The following is a 17,710-nucleotide window of genomic DNA, read 5'->3' as shown; positions in this document are numbered from 1 at the left end:
TTCTTGCTCCCTTGCTGGCTGCTGCTCTGGCTGTTTGCACATCCAGTGCTGGCAGCACCGCCACGGGCCGAGCTGCTGCCGGGTGCCGACAGCCGCGACTGGTTGCTTATCGTAGAAGCGGACGGGGAGCGTCAGAGCAACGAGCTCATCATCGCCCCCCTGCTGCGCCAGTTCGCGGTGGGCAAGGTGACCATCAGCCGGGTCACCACGCCAGTCCACAGCCTGACCCGCTGGCAGATCCCGCTGCATACCCTGGATGACGGTCCCCATATTGTTCCCGCACTGTCACTGGGATCGGAACAGACCCCTGAGGTGCCGTTGCCAAAACGCAGCCAGACCGGGACTCTTGTATCCGCACCCAGCCAGGCAGCCCTCTCTCCCATCGAATTGCAGGCCAGGGTGCTGCATCAGGGGCCCCTCTATCCCGGTCAGCCCTTCATCTATGAGCTCAGCCTCTGGCTGCCAGCCAACATGGAGGCCCCCAATCTCACCGAACCCGACAGTGACACTTTTACCATACGTCGACTCGGGGATGATCAATGGCAAGCCCCGGCAGGACCGGGATTGCCGGGTCGGCTGACCCGCAGCTGGCTGTTGCAAGCCAGAGCCCCCGGGCTCCACCCACTGGCCTCGCCGCGTTTTCAGGGCCGTTTACCGCAGGATAACGGCACCAGCGACCCCCTCTCGGCCAGAGCCGCTACCCTGTTTGTGAAGATTGACAAGGCGCCGGTGCAACCCGTGGCAAGCCAGCTGACCCTGAACCAGCAGTTGAGTCCCGCTTCGGGCGCCAGGGCCGGCGAGCCGGTGATCCGCACGCTGACGCTGACAATGGAAGGGGGTGATGGCACGCGAGCCTTGTCCCAACTGGCGGGGATCTCTGCGAATATGCCTGCTGGCATGCAGGCAAGGCCGGACGGAGAGCAACAACAGGAGCGCTTTCTGGCCAAAGGGGCGCTGCGTTTCGAGCGCCAGTGGCGTCAGGCCCTCACGGCCACCGAGCCTGGCGACTATCTGCTGCCAGCCATAGAAGTGCCCTGGTTCAACACCCAAAACGGGCGCATCGAACATGCTCGTCTACCTGCCATATCGGTGCACATGGATGAAACCACGCCTGCAGAACGCGGGCCTGTTGGCCCCAGTGATGAGAGCCTCTACTGGGTTATCTGGGCTCTGCTGCTGCGCGCACTCTGGCAAGGGTGGCCACGTTGGCACGCCTTCTACCGCTTGCAACAAACGCTGCAGCGCGCAGATGCAAACCATGCCAGACAGGCTCTGCTAAAGTGGGCCGGTCTGCGCTGGCACCGGCGTCATGCCCACCTCACCACCCTGCCCTGTCGCCAGGATCCCCACCTGGCAGCCAGACTTGCTGCGCTGGAACGGGCCTGTTTCACCGCCCATGGGACATCACTTGACAACCTGGCTTGTTGGCAAGGGCTCGCCGTCCCGCTGTGCGCGTACGAGACATTTGCGATAGCCTATGGCCTCAGGCAGCTGGCACGACGAGGCCGCTGATCCCTCAGGATCCCCCATTTAAAAGGAAGCCCAGCGATGGCGTTAGGTTTTTTCAGAAAAAAAGGTGCCACGGTCGGAAAGGATCCAACGGCTTCTCCGGTCTATGAAGGCATGGCAGACAAACAAACCAAATACGAGGCTCTGGTGCATGCCCTGCACGGGGACATCTACCGCTACGCCTACTGGCTGTGCCGGGATCCCCAGGTGGCGGAAGATCTGGTGCAAGAGACCTTCCTGCGCGCCTGGAAGGCCATTGATACGCTGGTTGATGACAAAGCCGCCAAGGCCTGGCTCATCACCATATTGCGGCGGGAAAATGCCCGTCGTTTCGAGCGCAGGCAATTTGATCTCATCGATCTCGACGAGCATCCCCAGAGCGATCCGGATGCCTTGCACAGCGAGCAGGAGATGGAGCACGAATGGCTTAGACGCCATATCGCCCGTCTGCCCGCCGAATATCAGGAACCCTTGCTGCTGCAGGTGCTGGGGGGATTCAGCGGCGACGAGATAGCGACGCAGCTGGGGTTGAACAAAAATACCGTCATGACTCGCCTGTTTCGGGCCCGCAACCAGATCAAAGAGGCCATGGAGTCAAAGACACAACAAAGAGGACATACCCATGGATGAGCTGGAATTTCGCCGTCGGGCCATCACCCATCCACTGGAACAGACTCCCGAGTTTCTCGAAGCGGCGCAGGCTTCCCCTGCCAATCGCAAGCACATGGACGAGATGAAGCAGCTGGATCGTCACCTGCATCAGGCCATGAAGGTCGAGGTGCCAGCAGGGTTGGCCGAGCGTATTTTGCTCAGGCAGGCGCTGGAGGCAGAGGCAGAAACGGTTGTCCCGCTGCCATCTCGCCCACGCAGCAGCTGGCGTATGCTGGCCATGGCCGCGTCGGTCGCCTTCCTGCTTGACATGAGTACCCGCTGGTTAAGCTGGCCACTGACAACACAGAGTGAGCTTTCCCTCGGTCAAGTCGCCATGGCTCATGTCTATGGGGAGGAGCCCTTCATCAAGGATGTGGATGAGAAGGTAAGCCTGCGTACCATCAACGCCAAGATGGAAAAATATGGCGCCACCCTGATGGGCATGGACGGCATGAAAGTAACCTATGTCAATCACTGTGCTTTCTACCAGGGGCCGGCGCTGCACATGGTGATCCAGGGCAAGATGGGGCCTGTCACCCTATTTCTGGTACCCAAGCATGTGCCACTGACCCTTGAGCCTAACTTCGATGATGGCCAGCTCAAGGGAGAGATAGTGCCGCTCAAGGGAGCCAACATGGTGTTGATCGGGGATATGCAGGAGTCACTGAACCCGGTGGCGCAGGAACTGGAGTCCCGTTTGCACTGGTCGATTTAACCGGGTTTAACGCGATCCCGACTCAGGCGGCATAGTGTCCGTTATACGAGCAGACAATCCGGTTGTCTGCTCGTTCTTCTCCTTTAACGCCACAATCCTCACCCATTAGCGCCCAATCACCACAAATAGCAAAAATTATTTTTGTGATGCAGATCAGCATCAACGTTCAATTTTCACTCAATAACTGGCAAAAGAGACTGTTTAAACGCCAAGTTAAAACAAATGATTAACACAATAGACACTTTTATGTATTCTGCTGTCACTGGTCTGATTTCTTACCTCCTACCAGATCCATAGAATCACGCCAGAATTGAATGGGAAGAAGCTGAAATAACAACAGATCTTGTCGTATACGGCGGCAAAAAAGCCCCGATGCTGACAGAAAATCTGCCTACAAGAGAGAACACTATGACAACTGCCTTTTTCAAAAAAAGCCTGATCGCGGCCGCCGTTACTCTGGCCAGTACCCAAACCTTCGCTGCCGCGTTCCAGCTGAACGAACACTCGGCCTCCGGTCTGGGTCGTGCGTATGCAGGGGAAGCCGCCATTGCCGACAACGCCTCCGTGTTGTCACGCAACCCGGCAGCCATGACCCGTTTTGACAAGATGGCACTCTCCGTTTCCGGTACTTACATCAAACCGGATGTGGATGTTGAAGGTGATATCTATGCAGGCCCCGCTAAAATGGCCAGCGCCAGCCAGTCTGACATTGCACCGGATGCCTTCGTCCCTGCTACCTACTTTATCCAGCCGCTGAACGATCAGTGGGCCTGGGGCATCGGCATGTTCTCCAACTACGGTCTGGCGACCGAGTACTCCAAGAACTTCGCTGCCGGTGCCGGTGCCGGTGATACCGAGCTGCTGACCTTCAACATCAACCCGAATATCGCCTACCGCATCAACTCAAACTTCAGCGTCGGTGCCGGCATCAACGCAGTCTACGCCAAGGCCGAGCTAAACCGTTATGCCGGTGCCCTCGCCCCGGCCCTGACTGCCAAGACAGGTATAGTCCACAACAGCGACACCGCCATAGCGCACCTGAAAGGCGACACTTGGGGCTTTGGTTGGAACGTCGGCACCATGTACGAGGTAAACGAGGATCATCGTTTCGCTCTGACCTATCGCTCCCAGGTGGATTTGAGCTTTGACGGTGACTTCAAGGGCTTGAGCTCAGGCTACAACACCGTTGATGGCAATCTGAAACTGGATCTGCCGGCCCAGGCCGAGTTCGCCGGTTACCACCGTCTGAATCAGCAGTTCGCCGTGCACTACTCCGTCAACTGGACTGACTGGAGCGCCTTCCAGGAACTCAAGGCCACCAGCAACTCCTGCGCCGGCGGCGTCTGTCTGCAAAAAGACGAGAAGTTCAAGGACTCCACCCGTTACGCTCTGGGCGGAACCTGGTACATCAATCCGTCCTGGGAAGCCCGCATCGGTTTCGCCTATGACAAAACTGCGATTGAGGCTGAATATCGCAGCCTGAGCATTCCGGACTCCGACCGCGTCTGGTATAGCGCTGGTGCCACCTACAACATCGACAAGGACATGAGTGTCGATTTCGGCATGGCCTATCTGGACGGCAAGAAAGTGGACGTGAACGAAGGCCTTACCAGCCACTCCGATCCGGTACGCTGGAAGGGTACATCTAGCGGTACCGCTTTGCTGGCCTCCGCTCAGTTCAACATGAAATTCTGATTATCTGCAGAACCAAAAGAGCGCCTACGGGCGCTCTTTTTTTATTCAACATACTGTTTTCAGCGCACAGCTGTAGCAAACACCTGTTCACATTTCCTTTTTTATCAAGCCGTTAGCCCCCTACTTCTCAGCATTTAATCTTGTTTTACACCCCACAGGGCTGAGCCCGTTGCCTTACTGGTCATACCATATAAAATCCTGCACCCGACCATAAGACCGATTGAACCCAGCGTTCATTTTCAAGGACAACGCAATGCACTCCTTCATGAAGCCATCTCTTGTCGCCCTGCTGGTACTGTCAAGCCAGGCCCAGGGAGCAGGTTTCCAGCTGGCCGAACAATCCGCTACCGGCATGGGCCGCGCCTTCGCAGGCGAGGCAGCCATCGCTGACAACGCCAGCGTGCTCTCCCGCAATGCGGCCGCAATGACCCGTTTCGATACAGTGGCTTTCTCTGGTGGTTTCATCTATGTCCGCCCCGACGTCAACATAGAGGGGACCACCCGAGTGCCTACCGCCATGGGACCGGTCAATCTGGATGCAGCAGCCCACGATATTGCTGGCGATGCCTGGGTCCCGAACGCGTATCTGATAGTGCTGCTCAATGAGCAGTGGCGACTGGGGCTGGCAGCCACCTCCGACTACGGCCTCGGCGTCGAGATGCCGGATAACTACAATGCCGGTCACTTCGGCAATATCTCGGACATCAAGACCCTGGATTTGAGTGCTTCGCTGGCCTATCGCATCAATCAGATGTGGTCTGTCGGCGGCGGCCTTTCCGCCATTCAGGGTGAAGGTGAAGTGGGTGGCACCTTCCCTTCCAACAACAAGATAGCCAAACACCTGAAAGGGGATGGCTGGGCCATGGGCTGGCACCTTGGCACTTTGCTGGAGCTGTCAGAAACAACTCGCCTGGGTCTCTCCTACCGGCATGATGTGACCCTGACGCTCTCCGGCGATGCCATCGGCATCGAGCAAAATGGTCAGGAGTTTACCGACACCGGCAGCCTGGATCTGCCCCTGCCCGCCACGGCCGAGCTGGCTCTGTTCCATCAGTTGACCCCGACCCTGGCGCTGCACTCAAGCATCAACTGGACCAACTGGAGCAAATTCGTGCAGCTCGAATCCGAGCTCGACAATCACGGCATCATGCACATCAAGGATGAGCACTGGGAAGACAGCTGGCGCTATGCGCTGGGCCTGACCTATCAGCTGGCGCCACAATGGCAACTACGTTCAGGTATTGCCTATGATCGCAGCCCGGTCCCGGCCGATCGCCGCACCATCTCCATCCCAGACTCGGACCGGGTCTGGTACAGCGTCGGTGTGGGTTATCAGTTTGATCGCAACCTCTCGCTGGATCTGGGCCTGACGCTGATCGACGGCAAGAAAGTGGATGTATCCGAGACCATGGAGCTCAAGCCCGGGATCCCGCAAACCACCTCTACCTTCCAGGGCACCTCGGAAGGGGATGCCTGGCTGGCTGGCCTGCAGCTGAACTATCTCTTCTAACCCCGCTCTTCTAACCCGGCTCTTCCAACCCCGGCCCTTCCATTCAAGCACTATGCCAGTTATTGACTGTTTCCGGTCCCGCCGCGCTGGCATAGTGCTCATCTTCACAATAAAATCAATCCAGTACTCACGCTGGAGAGATGCATGTATTCATACGTAGCAAGGCAGCCCATTCTGGATCGGGAATTGAACACCTATGCCTATGAGCTGCTGTTTCGCGACAGTCTGGATAATGTGTTTCCGGTGATCTCCTCCCAGCAGGCCACGGCCAGACTGGTGGTCGAGCAATTTTTGCAACAGAACATCGATCAGTTGCTTGGCGGGCGCCCCTGCTTTATCAACTTTCCCCACTCCCTGCTGCTGGAAGGGCTGGCGGAATGTCTGCCACAAGAGAAGGTCGTCATCGAAATCTTGGAAGATGCAGATCCTGACGATGCTTTGCTGGCCAAAGTGCAGCAGTTGCATGAGCTTGGTTATCAGCTCGCGCTGGACGACTTCACCATGTCGGACGAATGGGAGCGCTTCCTGCCCTATATTCACATCATCAAGTTCGATCTGCGCGCCACCTCGGTGTTGCGGATCAAGGTGTTCATCCAGCAACACCAGCATCTCAAGCTCACTTATCTGGCGGAGAAAGTCGAAGACAAGGCGGAGTTTGAACGAGTGAAGCGGCTCGGTATCGATCTGTTCCAGGGGTTCTTCTTCAGCCGGCCCGAGATGGTGAGGCAGACCACAATGCAGCCCGCCCAGGTGGTGGTGATGCAACTGCTCAATGTAGTCAACCAGGAGGAGCCGGATCTCAATCGTATCGAACAGCTGCTGAGTCAGGATATCTCGCTATCCCTCAAGTTGTTGCGTTACGTCAATCACCTGAAGAGCCACGCCAACCCCATCTCCTCGTTTCGCCAGGCGGCCGTTTATCTGGGGCACACCCAGCTCAAGCGCTTCGTGACCCTGGTCGCCGCCACCAGCGCGGGCCATGGCAAGAGTGCCGAGCTCTATCAGATGTCCATGATCCGGGCCCGCTTTTGCGAGCTGCTGGCGCACACCCATGCCCCCACCCAGGAGGCGCAGCAAGCCTTTATCACGGGTCTGTTCTCTTTGCTGGATGTCTTGATGGAGCAGCCGATGGACAGGCTGCTCGGCACTATCCCCCTGATCGAGGAGATCCGGGTCGCCCTGCTGGAACGCAAGGGCAACCTGGGTTTCTATCTCTCGTTTTGTGAAGATTATGAGAGTGCGAACTGGCAGCGAATTACCGCCAGAACGGCCCGACTCGGGCTCAATGAAGAGAAGGTCAGCCAGCTCTATCTGGCCGCCACCGCCTGGGTCAATCAGCAATTCCAGGCCATGGCGGAAACAGATTAGCTCAACTCGATGGCGACGGCAGTCGCCTCCCCCCCACCGATACACAGGCTTGCCACACCCCGTTTCAGACTGCGCGCATGCAGTGCATGAATGAGCGTAACCAGAATACGGGCACCACTCGCCCCCAGTGGATGCCCCAGTGCGCAGGCCCCGCCGTTCACGTTCACCTTGTCATGAGGCAGGTTGCAACCCGCCATGGCCAGCATGCTGACCATGGCAAACGCCTCATTGATTTCGAATAGATCGACCTCTTCCGCCCGCCAGTCGATCTTGGATAGCAAGGCATTGATGGCGCCGATGGGCGCATTGGTAAACTCGGCAGGCGCAGCGGCATGACTTTGATAACCCACCAGATGGGCCAGCACGGGCAGGCCCAGCTGCGCCGCCGTCTCGGCTCGCATCAGGATGAGCGCCGCCGCTCCGTCCGAGATGGAGCTGGCATTGGCAGCCGTGATGGTGCCCTGCTTGCTGAATGCCGGTTTCAGATGGGGGATCTTGTCGGGCCTGGCCTTGGCAGGCTGCTCATCCTCGGCAAGAAGCAGGGTGTCACCGACAGTAACCTGTGCCAGCTCGGCCTTGAAAGCACCGCTCTGCTGGGCCGCCAGCGCACGCGTCAGGGAAGCAATGGCAAAAGCGTCCATGTCGGAGCGAGCCAGACCGGCGTGATCCGCACTCAATTGGGCATAATGCCCCATCAACTGGCCTTCGTAAGCATCCTGCAAGCCGTCGAGGAACATGTGATCCAGCACGCTCTGATGCCCCATGCGAAAACCGCTGCGCGCCTTGTCCAGCAGATAGGGGGCGCGGCTCATGCTCTCCATGCCGCCGGCGATCACTATGTCGGTGTCACCCAGACGCAAGCTGTCTGCCGCCAGCATCACCGCCTTCATGCCGGAACCACACACCTTGTTGACAGTGGTGCATGGCACACTCTCCGGCAAACCTGCATTCAACACAGCCTGACGGGCGGGCGCCTGCCCCACCCCGGCACTGAGCACATTGCCCATGTAGGCTTCATCGATCTGCTCCCCCTTGAGCCCGGCTTGTGCCATGGCGGCAGCAATGGCGCAAGCGCCGAGCTCGGGGGCTGTCAGGTTGGCCAAGGCTCCCTGAAAGGCCCCCATGGGGGTACGCTTGGCCGCAACAATCACAATATCCATCAATTGCACTCTCCTTGTTACATGGACATAACATATGCTGCTCCCGCTGTTGGAACAAGACTTGCGGGGCAGTTGACGTTTGGGTAAGGTGCCAGCCTGCATTGACAACAAAATGACAGTCAAGATAGCGCCATGAACCGAACCAAGGATGACTCACGGACCTACAGCATCAGCGAACTTGCCCGTGAATTTGATGTTACGACCCGAAGTATTCGTTTTTATGAAGATCAGGGACTGTTGAACCCTGCCCGTCAGGGACAGACCAGGATTTACAGCAAGCAGGACAGGGTGCGCCTCAAACTGACCCTGCGCGGCAAGCGGCTGGGCTTCAGCCTGGCGGATATCCGGGATCTGTTTGATCTCTATGATGCAGACAAGAGCAGCCGTACCCAGCTGCAAACCATGCTGGGACTGGTGGCCGACAAGCGGGAAACGCTGCAACAGCAGCTGGAAGACATCAAGATGGTGTTGCTGGAGCTCGACGCCGCCGAGCAGCGCTGCCAGCAGGCGCTGGTCCAGTTGCAGCTAAACACGGGTGAGACACCATAAAGTAAGGGGCCGGCAGGCCCCTTTGTCATTTACTCGTTTGTGTAGCTGTTATTTTGACCAGCGGTCTGGGTCATAATCCGGGCTGTAACGGTCGACGATGACGGCGCAGGCCGCATCCCCTGTGATATTCAGCGCGGTACGGATCATGTCGAACAGACGATCCAGAGCGAACAACAGCGGCAGACCCTCGATGGGGATACCGGCAGCCAGCAACACGGCCACCACCAGGAAGCTCGGGCCCGGCACACCGGCCTGACCAATCGCCCCCAGGGTAGAGGTAAGGATGATGGCCACCCAGGCCCCCACGCCGAGGTCAACGTTGAACACCTGGGCAAAGAAGATGGCAACCAGACCGTAATAGATGGCGTTGCCACTCATGTTGATGGTGGCGCCAAGTGGCAGTACGAAAGAGGCGGTGGCATTGCTCACCTTTAGATCTTTTTCGCAGGTCTGCAGCGTCACCGGCAGGGTCGCCATGGAAGAGGCGGTGGAGAAAGCCACGATCTGCGGCTTCTTCATGGCGGAGAAGTACTTGCGCACAGGTGTGTTGGAGAAGAGCACAACCAGCAGCGGGTAGACCACGAACCCGAAGATCAGGATGGCAGCCACATAGACCACGAACAACTTGAGCACCAGAGTCAGTACGTCGAAGCCGTAGGTCCCAATGGCCTCGGCCATCAGGCCGAACACACCGAGCGGTGCAATCAGCATCACCTTGTTGATCATCCAGACGAAAGCGTCCACCAGGGTGTTGAGCCCATCTATCAGCGGTTTGGCTCGCTCACGGGGCTGCTTGGCCAGTGCGATGCCAAGGAACATGCAGAACACCAGGATCTGCAGTATGTTGGCTTCGTTCAATGACTGGAAGACGTTGGTCGGGATCATGCCAAGCAAGGTAGATACCGCATCCGGCAGGGCGCCCTTGTCGGCGTAGTCGCCGGAGAACATGGAGGCCATGGAGCCAAATTCGACGCCGACACCGGGTTTGAAGACTTGCCCCATCACCAGCGCCAGCAGCACGGCCAGTGCCGACGTGCCGAGGAAGAAAGCCAGGGTGGTGACGCCTATCTTGCCCGCAGCCGGGCTCGCGCCCAGATTGGCGGCTCCCGACAGGATGGCAACTGCCACCAGCGGGATCACCAGCATCTTGATCAGCTGGATAAAGAGGGTACCAAGCGGTGCAAAGATGCTGGCTTGTTCACCCATGAACGCCCCCACCAATGCGCCCAGCACCATGGCAACCACAACCTGGAAGCCAATGTTCTTAATGAGTCCTTTTGTTAACACAGAATGTTCCTTTATTTAGCAAAAATTCACACTTTCCCAGTGCAATTAACCAGACAGGGGAAAAACACCTGTTCATTCCCCTGAGCGCGCGTTTTATCTCATATTTATCTGCTGTTTTAAATCGACAAATCGTTAACGGAACTTATTGATAACTTTGCGACAAAGTGAAGATTCAAAAGGAACATGACGATTTTTCCAGCTTTATTCATGACAACTGACAAAACATTGTGCTACTTTTGCTGGGCAAACGTGCATACAGGGATGAAAACATGCTGAAAGTTAACGAATATTTTGACGGAAATGTAAAATCCATCGGTTTCGAGCAAAAAGGTGACAAAGCGACTGTTGGCGTGATGGAAGCCGGTGACTACCAGTTCAATACCGCCGCCCCCGAGCGAATGACGGTGGTCAAGGGTGCTCTCACCATACAGCTGGCCGATGAGGACGAATGGCACACCTACAGTCAGGGCCAATCCTTCGAGGTGGCCGGCCACTCCTCTTTCAAACTGGAAGTGAAAACCCCCACCGCCTATCTGTGCGAGTTCCTCGACTGAGTGACCGAATGCAGATGAGTGACTGAACAGTGCAAAGGAGCGGGCCCGGGTCTCGCTCCTTCTCTTTGATGCCAGTGCGCTCATTCCAACCTTCTTTGCCCGCTGCCAGCCACTCATTTGTATGCCGCCATCACACGCCTCAGCTTCCCCGCTTTCCATCGACTACAAAAAATTTACAATGTTTAGACGAAACCCATAATCGGAGTGGTGTCATGATCAGTGTCTTCGACCTGTTTTCCATCGGGATCGGCCCTTCTTCTTCCCATACGGTGGGGCCGATGCGGGCCTCTTACGCCTTTGTTAACGCGCTCAAGCAGCAAGGTCTGCTGCCTGGCACAGAACGGGTGGAAGTCGAGTGCTACGGATCTCTCGGCCAGACCGGCAAGGGTCACGGCACAGGCAAGGCCATCATTCTGGGGTTGGCTGGCTTTGAACCAGAATCGGTGGATATCGAAGCCATTCCCGCCTTCCTGAGCGAAGTGGATCGCAGCCAGTCCTTGCTGCTGGCGGGTGAGCAGCCATGCCAGTTCGCCCGGGTCGGTGCCATCATCTTCAATCGCCGCAAGACCCTGGCCGCTCACTCCAACGGCATGACGCTGCGCGCATTCGCAGGCAATGCTCTGCTGCTTGAGCAGACCTACTACTCCATCGGCGGTGGCTTCATCATAGAGGAGAGCCATTTTGCCAACGCCAAGGAAGAGGCGGCCCGCTTCGATGCAGCCCACCCCGTCCCCTACCCGTTCGAGAGCGGCGCCCAGCTGCTGGCCCATTGCCAGGAGAGCGGTCTCTCCATCTCGGGTCTGATGCTGGCCAACGAGAAGGTATTTCGGAGCGAAGAGGAAATCAAAGCCGGTCTGCGCAAGATCTGGCAGGCAATGCAGGCCTGTGTCGAACGCGGCTGCCGCAGCGAAGGGGTATTGCCGGGCGGCCTCAAAGTGAAGCGCCGGGCCCCGGCCCTCCATCGCCAGCTCAACTGCGAGACCAACTTCAACAAGGATCCCCTGATGGTGATCGAGTGGGTGGACTTGTTTGCGCTGGCCGTCAACGAGGAGAACGCCGCCGGTGGCCGTGTGGTCACAGCCCCTACCAACGGCGCCGCCGGCATCATTCCCGCCGTGTTGCACTACTACGATCGCTTTGTGCGCAAGGTGGATGACGAGCTGCTGCTGAGCTACTTCCTCACCGCCGCCGCCATCGGCATCCTGTACAAGAAAAACGCCTCACTGTCGGGAGCCGAAGTGGGCTGTCAGGGAGAAGTGGGCGTCGCCTGCTCCATGGCGGCTGGCGCCCTGACCGAGATCCTGGGCGGCAGCCCCGCCATCGTCGAAAACGCCGCCGAGATAGGTATGGAACACAATCTGGGCCTCACCTGCGATCCGGTGGGAGGGCTGGTGCAGGTGCCCTGCATAGAACGCAACGCCATGGGTGCAGTCAAGGCCATCAATGCCTCCCGCCTCGCCCTGCGTGGCACAGGTGAACACAAGGTGTCGCTGGACAAGGTGATCAAAACCATGTGGGAAACCGGCAACGACATGAAGACCAAGTACAAGGAGACAGCCCGCGGCGGCCTGGCTGTTAACATTACAGAATGTTAAAAACAGCCAATTGACTCCACTTTTTCCCGCAATACCCGGCCTGGCCGGGTATTTTTTTGCAAAACGTTTGCCAAGTGCTTAACAAAATGGATAAGCATCAAAATAAATTTTATACTCGCGCCTCTGATTCAACAAAAATAGATCTATTTCAACTTTTTTTAGGCTTTGAATCGTTACACTAGGGTTCTCTGGTTCATTGACCTCGGCGACGACGCCCTCGTCCCATGGATCACCCCGTTTCTGCGAGTGGGCATGGCGCCCCCTTCTATCCTGAGGTAATTGTTACATGATCAGCGTTTTTGATATCTTCAAAATCGGTGTTGGCCCCTCCTCTTCCCACACTGTCGGCCCGATGAAAGCTGCCAAACAGTTCGTGGATGAACTGCGTGCTGGCGGCAAGATCCGTGACATCACCCGGATCCAGGTCGATGTCTATGGCTCGCTCTCCTGGACCGGCAAAGGTCATCACACCGATACCGCTATCATCATGGGTCTGGCGGGCAATCTGCCCGAGAACGTCGACATCGACGGCATCCCCGAATTCATCTCCCGCGTAGAGCAGACCGGCCGCCTGCCGATCGGCCTGCACTGCCACACCGTCAGCTTCCCGCAGGGCGCCATGGTGTTCCATGACGAGGCGCTGCCGCTGCACGAAAACGGCATGAAGCTGACCGCCTTCATCGAAGATGAGGCTACCTACAGCAAGACCTATTACTCCATCGGTGGCGGTTTCATCGTCGACGAAGAGAACTTCGGCAAGGCCGACAGTGGCGACATGTCGGTGAGCTATCCGTTCAAGAGTGCGGCAGAGCTGCTCGCCCACTGCAGCCAGACCGGTCTCTCCATCTCCGCCCTGATGCTGGAAAACGAGAAGTGCTTCAACACCCCGGAAGAGATCTACAAGAAACTTGGCAAGATCTGGACCACCATGCGGGAGGGGATCGAACGCGGCTGCCGTACCGAAGGGATCCTGGCCGGCCCGCTGCGCGTGCCCCGTCGTGCCGCCCCGCTCTACCGTCAGCTGACTACCAATGAACATCTCTCCAACGATCCGATGAGCATCGTCGACTGGGTCAACATGTTTGCCCTGGCAGTGAGTGAAGAGAACGCTGCCGGTGGCCGCGTGGTGACCGCGCCGACCAACGGCGCCGCGGGCATCATACCGGCCGTGCTGGCCTACTACGACAAGTTCATCCAGCCGGTCGGCCGTGACGAATACACCCGCTTCTATCTGGCCTCCGCCGCCGTCGGCATGCTCTACAAGATGAACGCCTCCATCTCCGGCGCCGAAGTGGGCTGCCAGGGTGAAGTGGGTGTCTCCTGCTCCATGGCCGCCGCCGGTCTGACCGAACTGATGGGTGGCAGCCCGGAACAGGTGTGTGAAGCCGCCGAGATCGGCATGGAGCACAACCTGGGTCTGACCTGTGATCCTGTGGCCGGTCAGGTGCAAGTCCCCTGCATTGAGCGCAACGCCATCGCCGCCATGAAGGCGGTCAACGCCTCCCGCATGGCCCTGCGTCGCACCTCCAAGCCACGCGTGTCATTGGACAAGGTCATCGAGACCATGTACATCACCGGCAAGGACATGGACTCCAAGTACCGTGAAACCTCCCGTGGTGGTCTGGCCATCAAGGTGATGCAGGTTGCCTGCGAATAAGCAGTGTTTGCCAAAAACACAAAAAGGCGGGAATTCCCGCCTTTTTGTTGCCTGCTATTTGGAGACGCCCGCCATCTGGATTACCGCTGCGATTTATTCACTCTGCAATCGCATCCCTTGTTTATCGTATGAAATGCCCAATCAGAGGAAGTACCAGGATCTGAGCCAGCTACTCCACGATACGATCGGCCAGGGTTCCCACCGCCACCACGAAATAGTGGGAGCGATTCCAGTGGCGCAGTACCAGATAGTTGGGATAAGCCAGATAGGCGCGCCCTTCCACATCGTCGGGGCGAACCAGGAAGGCCTGCATCTTGGCACGGGGCAAGGTTGTGCCATCGAGCTGCCTCACGCCCAGTGTCTGCCAAGCCGATAACGGCCTGGACTGTTCCAGCCCGAGCAAGGCAGGATCCAGCGTCTTGGGCACCTTGACCTGACGGCCCCAGGTTTCATCCCCGTGCCAGCCATTCTGATGCAGATAATTGGCTGCCGAACCAAACACATCCGCGAGATTGCCCCACAAATCCTTCTTGCCGTCACCATCCTGATCGACGGCGTATTTGAGGAAGGAAGATGGCATGAACTGCACCTGCCCCATGGCACCGGCCCAGGAGCCCTTTAAGGCCGCAGGGGTCACATGTCCCTGCTCTATGATATGCAGGGCATCAAACAGCTGCCCTTTGAAAAATGCCTCACGTCGACCATCCCAGGCCAGCGTGGCCAGCGAAGAAATGAGCGGGAATTTACCGGTCAATTTACCGAAATTGGTTTCGACGCCCCACAAGGCGACAATAAAGCGCGGTTGTACGCCATATTCTGCCCCTATTTTTGTGAGCAGCGGCAAATGCTGACGATATAGGGCCCTGGCCTGATTGACTTTCCACTGCGGGACCGCACGGGGAATATAAGTGTCCAGCGTCACTTTAAATTCCGGCTGGTTTTTATCGTGCTTGATGGCAGGTTCGATGACCCGAATATCGGCAAACGCAGCCGCCACTGTCTCGGCCTTGATACCGGCCGCCAGTGCTTCCTGTTTGAGGCCAATCACGTAACGCTCAAAATCGGGACTGGCCTGCAACTGAGAACTTAACAGTCCCCCCAGTAATAACAGTGCCAGCTGACCCTTCATCAGCGGCTGACCTTTAATTGTGCCTTGTGCTGTTCCAGCAGATTTTCGGGCGGCGGTGGCACCTGCAGGTAGAAGCCCTGACTGCCGAGCGCCTCCATGACCCGGCTGGTCGAGGCAATCCCCAGGGGCTTGGCTGGATCCAGCTTGGTCATCAATACCAGCTCTGGACGACCAAATGTACTCATCAGCACCTCGGGTACGCGGGAGAAATCCTCTCTTCTTTCAACAAAAAGATAGGTCTCGGCTTTTTTACGACTTTTATAGACTGCACATAACATGGAAGTTGATATAATCCGACGGGTTTATTGCCTCTGATGGTGGCAAACTATAACATCAGGAATTGAATAACAATAACGGATTACCGTCTCTGTCTCGGGGAAGATCATGGTTGAGCGCGATAACGAATTGAAAGGGACTACCTTCACTATTTCTGTGTTGCATATCAGCGATGGCAAGCCTGAGCGGATCCGTCAGTTACTGGCGGCAAAAGTCGCCCAGGCGCCTCAGTTTTTTAATTGTGCCCCCCTCGTCATCAATGTGGAACGACTCGCGGATATCCCCGATTTTGACCAGCTCAAAGGGCTGGTCGAATCAGAGGACTTCGTGCTGGTCGGGATCACGGGCGCCAGGGATGAGGCAATGAAGACGGCAGCCAAGGCCGCGGGGCTGGCGGTAATGGCTTCTGGCAAGAGCCGCAAGGTCGAGCCGCTGCCACTGCCGGAACCCACCCCGTCTCCGGTGGCCGAGGTGAAGGCCGCGCCGGCGCCTCTGGTTCCGAGCAAGGTGCACGTGGGCCCCGTGCGTTCCGGCCAACAGCTCTACGCCGCCGGCACCTCGCTGGTGATACTGGGCTCGGTGAGCCAAGGGGCCGAAGTCATCGCCGACGACAGCATACATATTTATGGCGCCCTGCGTGGCAGGGCCATTGCCGGTGCCAAGGGCAACACCCAGGCACGGATCTATTGCCAGCAATTGCAGGCCGAGCTGCTATCCATCGCAGGCACGTTCCAACTGAGCGATGCACTGCCGGCAGGCCTGATACAACAGCCGGTGCATGTCCGGCTGGATAACGAACAACTCCGAATAGACCATATCAAATAGAGTTACAAGGAAGCGAGAATGGCGCGAATCATAGTCGTTACATCGGGTAAAGGTGGCGTTGGCAAGACCACAACCAGCGCGGCCCTGAGTACAGGTCTGGCTCAGCGTGGCCACAAGACTGTGGTCATCGATTTTGACATCGGTCTGAGAAACCTGGATCTCATCATGGGCTGCGAGCGGCGCGTGGTGTATGACTTCGTCAATGTGATCAACGGTGAGGCCAACCTCAATCAGGCCCTCATCAAGGACAAACGCTGCGAAAATCTGTTCATCCTGCCCGCGTCCCAGACCCGGGACAAGGACGCCCTGACCCATGAAGGGGTCGAGAAGATCCTGGATCAGCTGGCGGAAATGAAGTTTGATTACATCGTCTGCGACTCGCCAGCCGGGATCGAAGCGGGTGCCTTGATGGCGCTCTACTTCGCCGACGAGGCCATCGTCACCACCAACCCGGAAGTCTCTTCCGTGCGTGACTCGGATCGCATCCTTGGCATTCTGGCCTCCAAGTCCCGTCGTGCCGAGCGCGGCGAAGACCCGATAAAGGAACACCTGCTGCTCACCCGCTACTGCCCGACCCGCGTCAACCGTGGCGACATGCTGAGCGTACAGGATGTACAGGATATCCTGGCCATCAAGCTGCTCGGGGTGATCCCGGAGTCCCAGGCTGTGCTGCGCGCCTCCAACTCGGGGGAGCCGGTCATTCTGGACAAGGAGTCCGATGCCGGTCAGGCCTATGAGGATGCCGTTGCCCGCCTGTTGGGCGACACCAAGGATTTTCGTTTTCTGGAAGAAGAAAAGAAGGGCTTCTTTAGCCGACTGTTCGGGAGTTAAACATGTCATTATTGGATTATTTTCGTTCCAACAAGAAACAAAACACCGCACAACTGGCCAAAGAGCGGTTGCAGATCATAGTCGCGCACGAGCGTTCATCCAGAGGGGGGCCGGATTACCTGCCCCAGCTCAAGCAGGACCTGCTGGATGTGATCCGCAAGTATGTGCAGATCGACCCTGACAAGATCACGGTCCAGCTGGACAAGAAGAGTGATGAGCTGTCTGTGCTAGAGCTCAACATCACCTTCGCCGATGACAAAAAGGGATGAGCTGACGCCACATGCGTGACCCCTTCCCCCAATGAAGACCGGATCCTGTACCAGGGTCCGGTTTTTTATTGCCGCAAACAGGGCGGGCCACACGCCTGATCTCGCCAAGGAAGAGGGGGCCAGCTAGAAT

The 17,710-nt window shown here is 57.5% G+C and carries 17 protein-coding genes; 13 read left to right on the top strand and 4 right to left on the bottom strand.

Features of this window, described 5'->3' with window-relative positions; translation table 11 throughout:
• Nucleotides 1–3: 3 nt before the first annotated feature.
• The 6 genes from GWQ27_RS06870 to GWQ27_RS06845 all read left to right on the top strand — a co-directional run bounded on the left by GWQ27_RS06870 (nucleotide 4) and on the right by GWQ27_RS06845 (nucleotide 7,448).
• Entirely contained in the window at nucleotides 4–1,512 is a 1,509-nt protein-coding gene (locus tag GWQ27_RS06870; protein WP_275906998.1) for a hypothetical protein, read from the top strand.
• A gap of 36 nt (nucleotides 1,513–1,548) precedes the next feature.
• A complete protein-coding gene (locus GWQ27_RS06865; RefSeq protein ID WP_011898743.1) occupies nucleotides 1,549–2,139 on the top strand; it encodes a sigma-70 family RNA polymerase sigma factor in 591 nt (196 codons plus the stop codon).
• Nucleotides 2,132–2,875 (top strand): DUF3379 domain-containing protein, encoded by a 744-nt coding sequence (locus tag GWQ27_RS06860; protein ID WP_275906981.1) that lies wholly within the window; start codon nucleotides 2,132–2,134, stop codon nucleotides 2,873–2,875. Before GWQ27_RS06865 ends, GWQ27_RS06860 begins: the two co-directional genes overlap by 8 nt.
• A gap of 408 nt (nucleotides 2,876–3,283) precedes the next feature.
• Nucleotides 3,284–4,570, top strand: a complete 1,287-nt coding sequence (locus tag GWQ27_RS06855; RefSeq protein ID WP_265462119.1) for an outer membrane protein transport protein — start codon at nucleotides 3,284–3,286, stop codon at nucleotides 4,568–4,570.
• Nucleotides 4,571–4,823: 253 nt separating this feature from the next.
• The gene (locus GWQ27_RS06850; protein WP_275906980.1) at nucleotides 4,824–6,080 is read left to right on the top strand and encodes an outer membrane protein transport protein; all 1,257 of its coding nucleotides are present in this window, start codon (nucleotides 4,824–4,826) and stop codon (nucleotides 6,078–6,080) included.
• Between the two features lie 144 nt (nucleotides 6,081–6,224).
• The gene (locus GWQ27_RS06845; protein WP_275906979.1) at nucleotides 6,225–7,448 is read left to right on the top strand and encodes an EAL domain-containing protein; all 1,224 of its coding nucleotides are present in this window, start codon (nucleotides 6,225–6,227) and stop codon (nucleotides 7,446–7,448) included.
• Here GWQ27_RS06845 and GWQ27_RS06840 read toward each other — a convergent pair.
• On the bottom strand, nucleotides 7,445–8,608 hold the full coding sequence (locus tag GWQ27_RS06840) for an acetyl-CoA C-acyltransferase (RefSeq protein WP_275906978.1): 1,164 nt from the start codon (nucleotides 8,606–8,608) through the stop codon (nucleotides 7,445–7,447). The genes GWQ27_RS06845 and GWQ27_RS06840 overlap by 4 nt on opposite strands.
• Before the next feature lie 132 nt (nucleotides 8,609–8,740).
• On the opposite strand from GWQ27_RS06840, the gene GWQ27_RS06835 reads away from it, so the two are divergent.
• On the top strand, nucleotides 8,741–9,157 hold the full coding sequence (locus GWQ27_RS06835) for a MerR family DNA-binding transcriptional regulator (RefSeq protein WP_234595930.1): 417 nt from the start codon (nucleotides 8,741–8,743) through the stop codon (nucleotides 9,155–9,157).
• 48 nt (nucleotides 9,158–9,205) lie between these two features.
• On the opposite strand, the gene GWQ27_RS06830 is transcribed toward GWQ27_RS06835, so the two are convergent.
• On the bottom strand, nucleotides 9,206–10,444 hold the full coding sequence (locus GWQ27_RS06830) for a dicarboxylate/amino acid:cation symporter (RefSeq protein WP_099993332.1): 1,239 nt from the start codon (nucleotides 10,442–10,444) through the stop codon (nucleotides 9,206–9,208).
• Nucleotides 10,445–10,713: 269 nt separating this feature from the next.
• On the opposite strand from GWQ27_RS06830, the gene GWQ27_RS06825 reads away from it, so the two are divergent.
• The 3 genes from GWQ27_RS06825 to GWQ27_RS06815 all read left to right on the top strand — a co-directional run bounded on the left by GWQ27_RS06825 (nucleotide 10,714) and on the right by GWQ27_RS06815 (nucleotide 14,250).
• The gene (locus GWQ27_RS06825; protein ID WP_005311279.1) at nucleotides 10,714–10,998 is read left to right on the top strand and encodes a pyrimidine/purine nucleoside phosphorylase; all 285 of its coding nucleotides are present in this window, start codon (nucleotides 10,714–10,716) and stop codon (nucleotides 10,996–10,998) included.
• 212 nt (nucleotides 10,999–11,210) lie between these two features.
• Nucleotides 11,211–12,593: an L-serine ammonia-lyase gene (locus tag GWQ27_RS06820; RefSeq protein WP_219592564.1), complete on the top strand. Its 1,383-nt coding sequence runs from the start codon at nucleotides 11,211–11,213 to the stop codon at nucleotides 12,591–12,593.
• 286 nt (nucleotides 12,594–12,879) lie between these two features.
• Entirely contained in the window at nucleotides 12,880–14,250 is a 1,371-nt protein-coding gene (locus GWQ27_RS06815; RefSeq protein WP_021139264.1) for an L-serine ammonia-lyase, read from the top strand.
• 169 nt (nucleotides 14,251–14,419) lie between these two features.
• Here the strand turns inward: GWQ27_RS06815 and GWQ27_RS06810 are convergent, their stop codons facing one another.
• Nucleotides 14,420–15,379, bottom strand: a complete 960-nt coding sequence (locus GWQ27_RS06810) for a lytic murein transglycosylase (RefSeq protein ID WP_169046058.1) — start codon at nucleotides 15,377–15,379, stop codon at nucleotides 14,420–14,422.
• Nucleotides 15,379–15,657, bottom strand: a complete 279-nt coding sequence (locus GWQ27_RS06805) for a YcgL domain-containing protein (protein WP_059167725.1) — start codon at nucleotides 15,655–15,657, stop codon at nucleotides 15,379–15,381. Before GWQ27_RS06805 ends, GWQ27_RS06810 begins: the two co-directional genes overlap by 1 nt.
• A 106-nt stretch (nucleotides 15,658–15,763) precedes the next feature.
• On the opposite strand from GWQ27_RS06805, the gene minC reads away from it, so the two are divergent.
• The 3 genes from minC to minE are packed head-to-tail and all read left to right on the top strand — an operon-like array spanning nucleotide 15,764 to nucleotide 17,580.
• Nucleotides 15,764–16,480, top strand: coding sequence for a septum site-determining protein MinC (gene minC, locus GWQ27_RS06800; RefSeq protein ID WP_005311268.1), 717 nt, complete (start codon nucleotides 15,764–15,766; stop codon nucleotides 16,478–16,480).
• Between the two features lie 18 nt (nucleotides 16,481–16,498).
• On the top strand, nucleotides 16,499–17,311 hold the full coding sequence (gene minD / locus GWQ27_RS06795; RefSeq protein ID WP_005311266.1) for a septum site-determining protein MinD: 813 nt from the start codon (nucleotides 16,499–16,501) through the stop codon (nucleotides 17,309–17,311).
• Nucleotides 17,312–17,313: 2 nt separating this feature from the next.
• On the top strand, nucleotides 17,314–17,580 hold the full coding sequence (gene minE, locus GWQ27_RS06790; protein WP_005311265.1) for a cell division topological specificity factor MinE: 267 nt from the start codon (nucleotides 17,314–17,316) through the stop codon (nucleotides 17,578–17,580).
• Nucleotides 17,581–17,710: the final 130 nt, after the last annotated feature.

It is taken from the genome of Aeromonas sp. 5HA1 (assembly GCF_029237245.1).
Lineage (GTDB): Bacteria > Pseudomonadota > Gammaproteobacteria > Enterobacterales > Aeromonadaceae > Aeromonas > Aeromonas salmonicida.
The sequence above is the reverse complement of the archived record's forward strand: the minus strand, read 5'-3'. Positions and strand labels throughout refer to the sequence as shown.

What these genes read in the sequence shown, in the direction of transcription:
- GWQ27_RS06865 (WP_011898743.1), top strand. Translation starts at nt 1,549, where the DNA reads ATGGCGTTAGGTTTTTTCAGAAAAAAAGGTGCCACGGTCGGAAAGGAT.
- GWQ27_RS06860 (WP_275906981.1), top strand. Translation starts at nt 2,132, where the DNA reads ATGGATGAGCTGGAATTTCGCCGTCGGGCCATCACCCATCCACTGGAA.
- GWQ27_RS06855 (WP_265462119.1), top strand. Translation starts at nt 3,284, where the DNA reads ATGACAACTGCCTTTTTCAAAAAAAGCCTGATCGCGGCCGCCGTTACT.
- GWQ27_RS06850 (WP_275906980.1), top strand. Translation starts at nt 4,824, where the DNA reads ATGCACTCCTTCATGAAGCCATCTCTTGTCGCCCTGCTGGTACTGTCA.
- GWQ27_RS06845 (WP_275906979.1), top strand. Translation starts at nt 6,225, where the DNA reads ATGTATTCATACGTAGCAAGGCAGCCCATTCTGGATCGGGAATTGAAC.
- GWQ27_RS06840 (WP_275906978.1), bottom strand. Translation starts at nt 8,608, where the DNA reads ATGGATATTGTGATTGTTGCGGCCAAGCGTACCCCCATGGGGGCCTTT.
- GWQ27_RS06835 (WP_234595930.1), top strand. Translation starts at nt 8,741, where the DNA reads ATGAACCGAACCAAGGATGACTCACGGACCTACAGCATCAGCGAACTT.
- GWQ27_RS06825 (WP_005311279.1), top strand. Translation starts at nt 10,714, where the DNA reads ATGCTGAAAGTTAACGAATATTTTGACGGAAATGTAAAATCCATCGGT.
- GWQ27_RS06820 (WP_219592564.1), top strand. Translation starts at nt 11,211, where the DNA reads ATGATCAGTGTCTTCGACCTGTTTTCCATCGGGATCGGCCCTTCTTCT.
- GWQ27_RS06815 (WP_021139264.1), top strand. Translation starts at nt 12,880, where the DNA reads ATGATCAGCGTTTTTGATATCTTCAAAATCGGTGTTGGCCCCTCCTCT.
- GWQ27_RS06810 (WP_169046058.1), bottom strand. Translation starts at nt 15,379, where the DNA reads ATGAAGGGTCAGCTGGCACTGTTATTACTGGGGGGACTGTTAAGTTCT.
- GWQ27_RS06805 (WP_059167725.1), bottom strand. Translation starts at nt 15,657, where the DNA reads ATGTTATGTGCAGTCTATAAAAGTCGTAAAAAAGCCGAGACCTATCTT.
- minC (WP_005311268.1), top strand. Translation starts at nt 15,764, where the DNA reads ATGGTTGAGCGCGATAACGAATTGAAAGGGACTACCTTCACTATTTCT.
- minD (WP_005311266.1), top strand. Translation starts at nt 16,499, where the DNA reads ATGGCGCGAATCATAGTCGTTACATCGGGTAAAGGTGGCGTTGGCAAG.
- minE (WP_005311265.1), top strand. Translation starts at nt 17,314, where the DNA reads ATGTCATTATTGGATTATTTTCGTTCCAACAAGAAACAAAACACCGCA.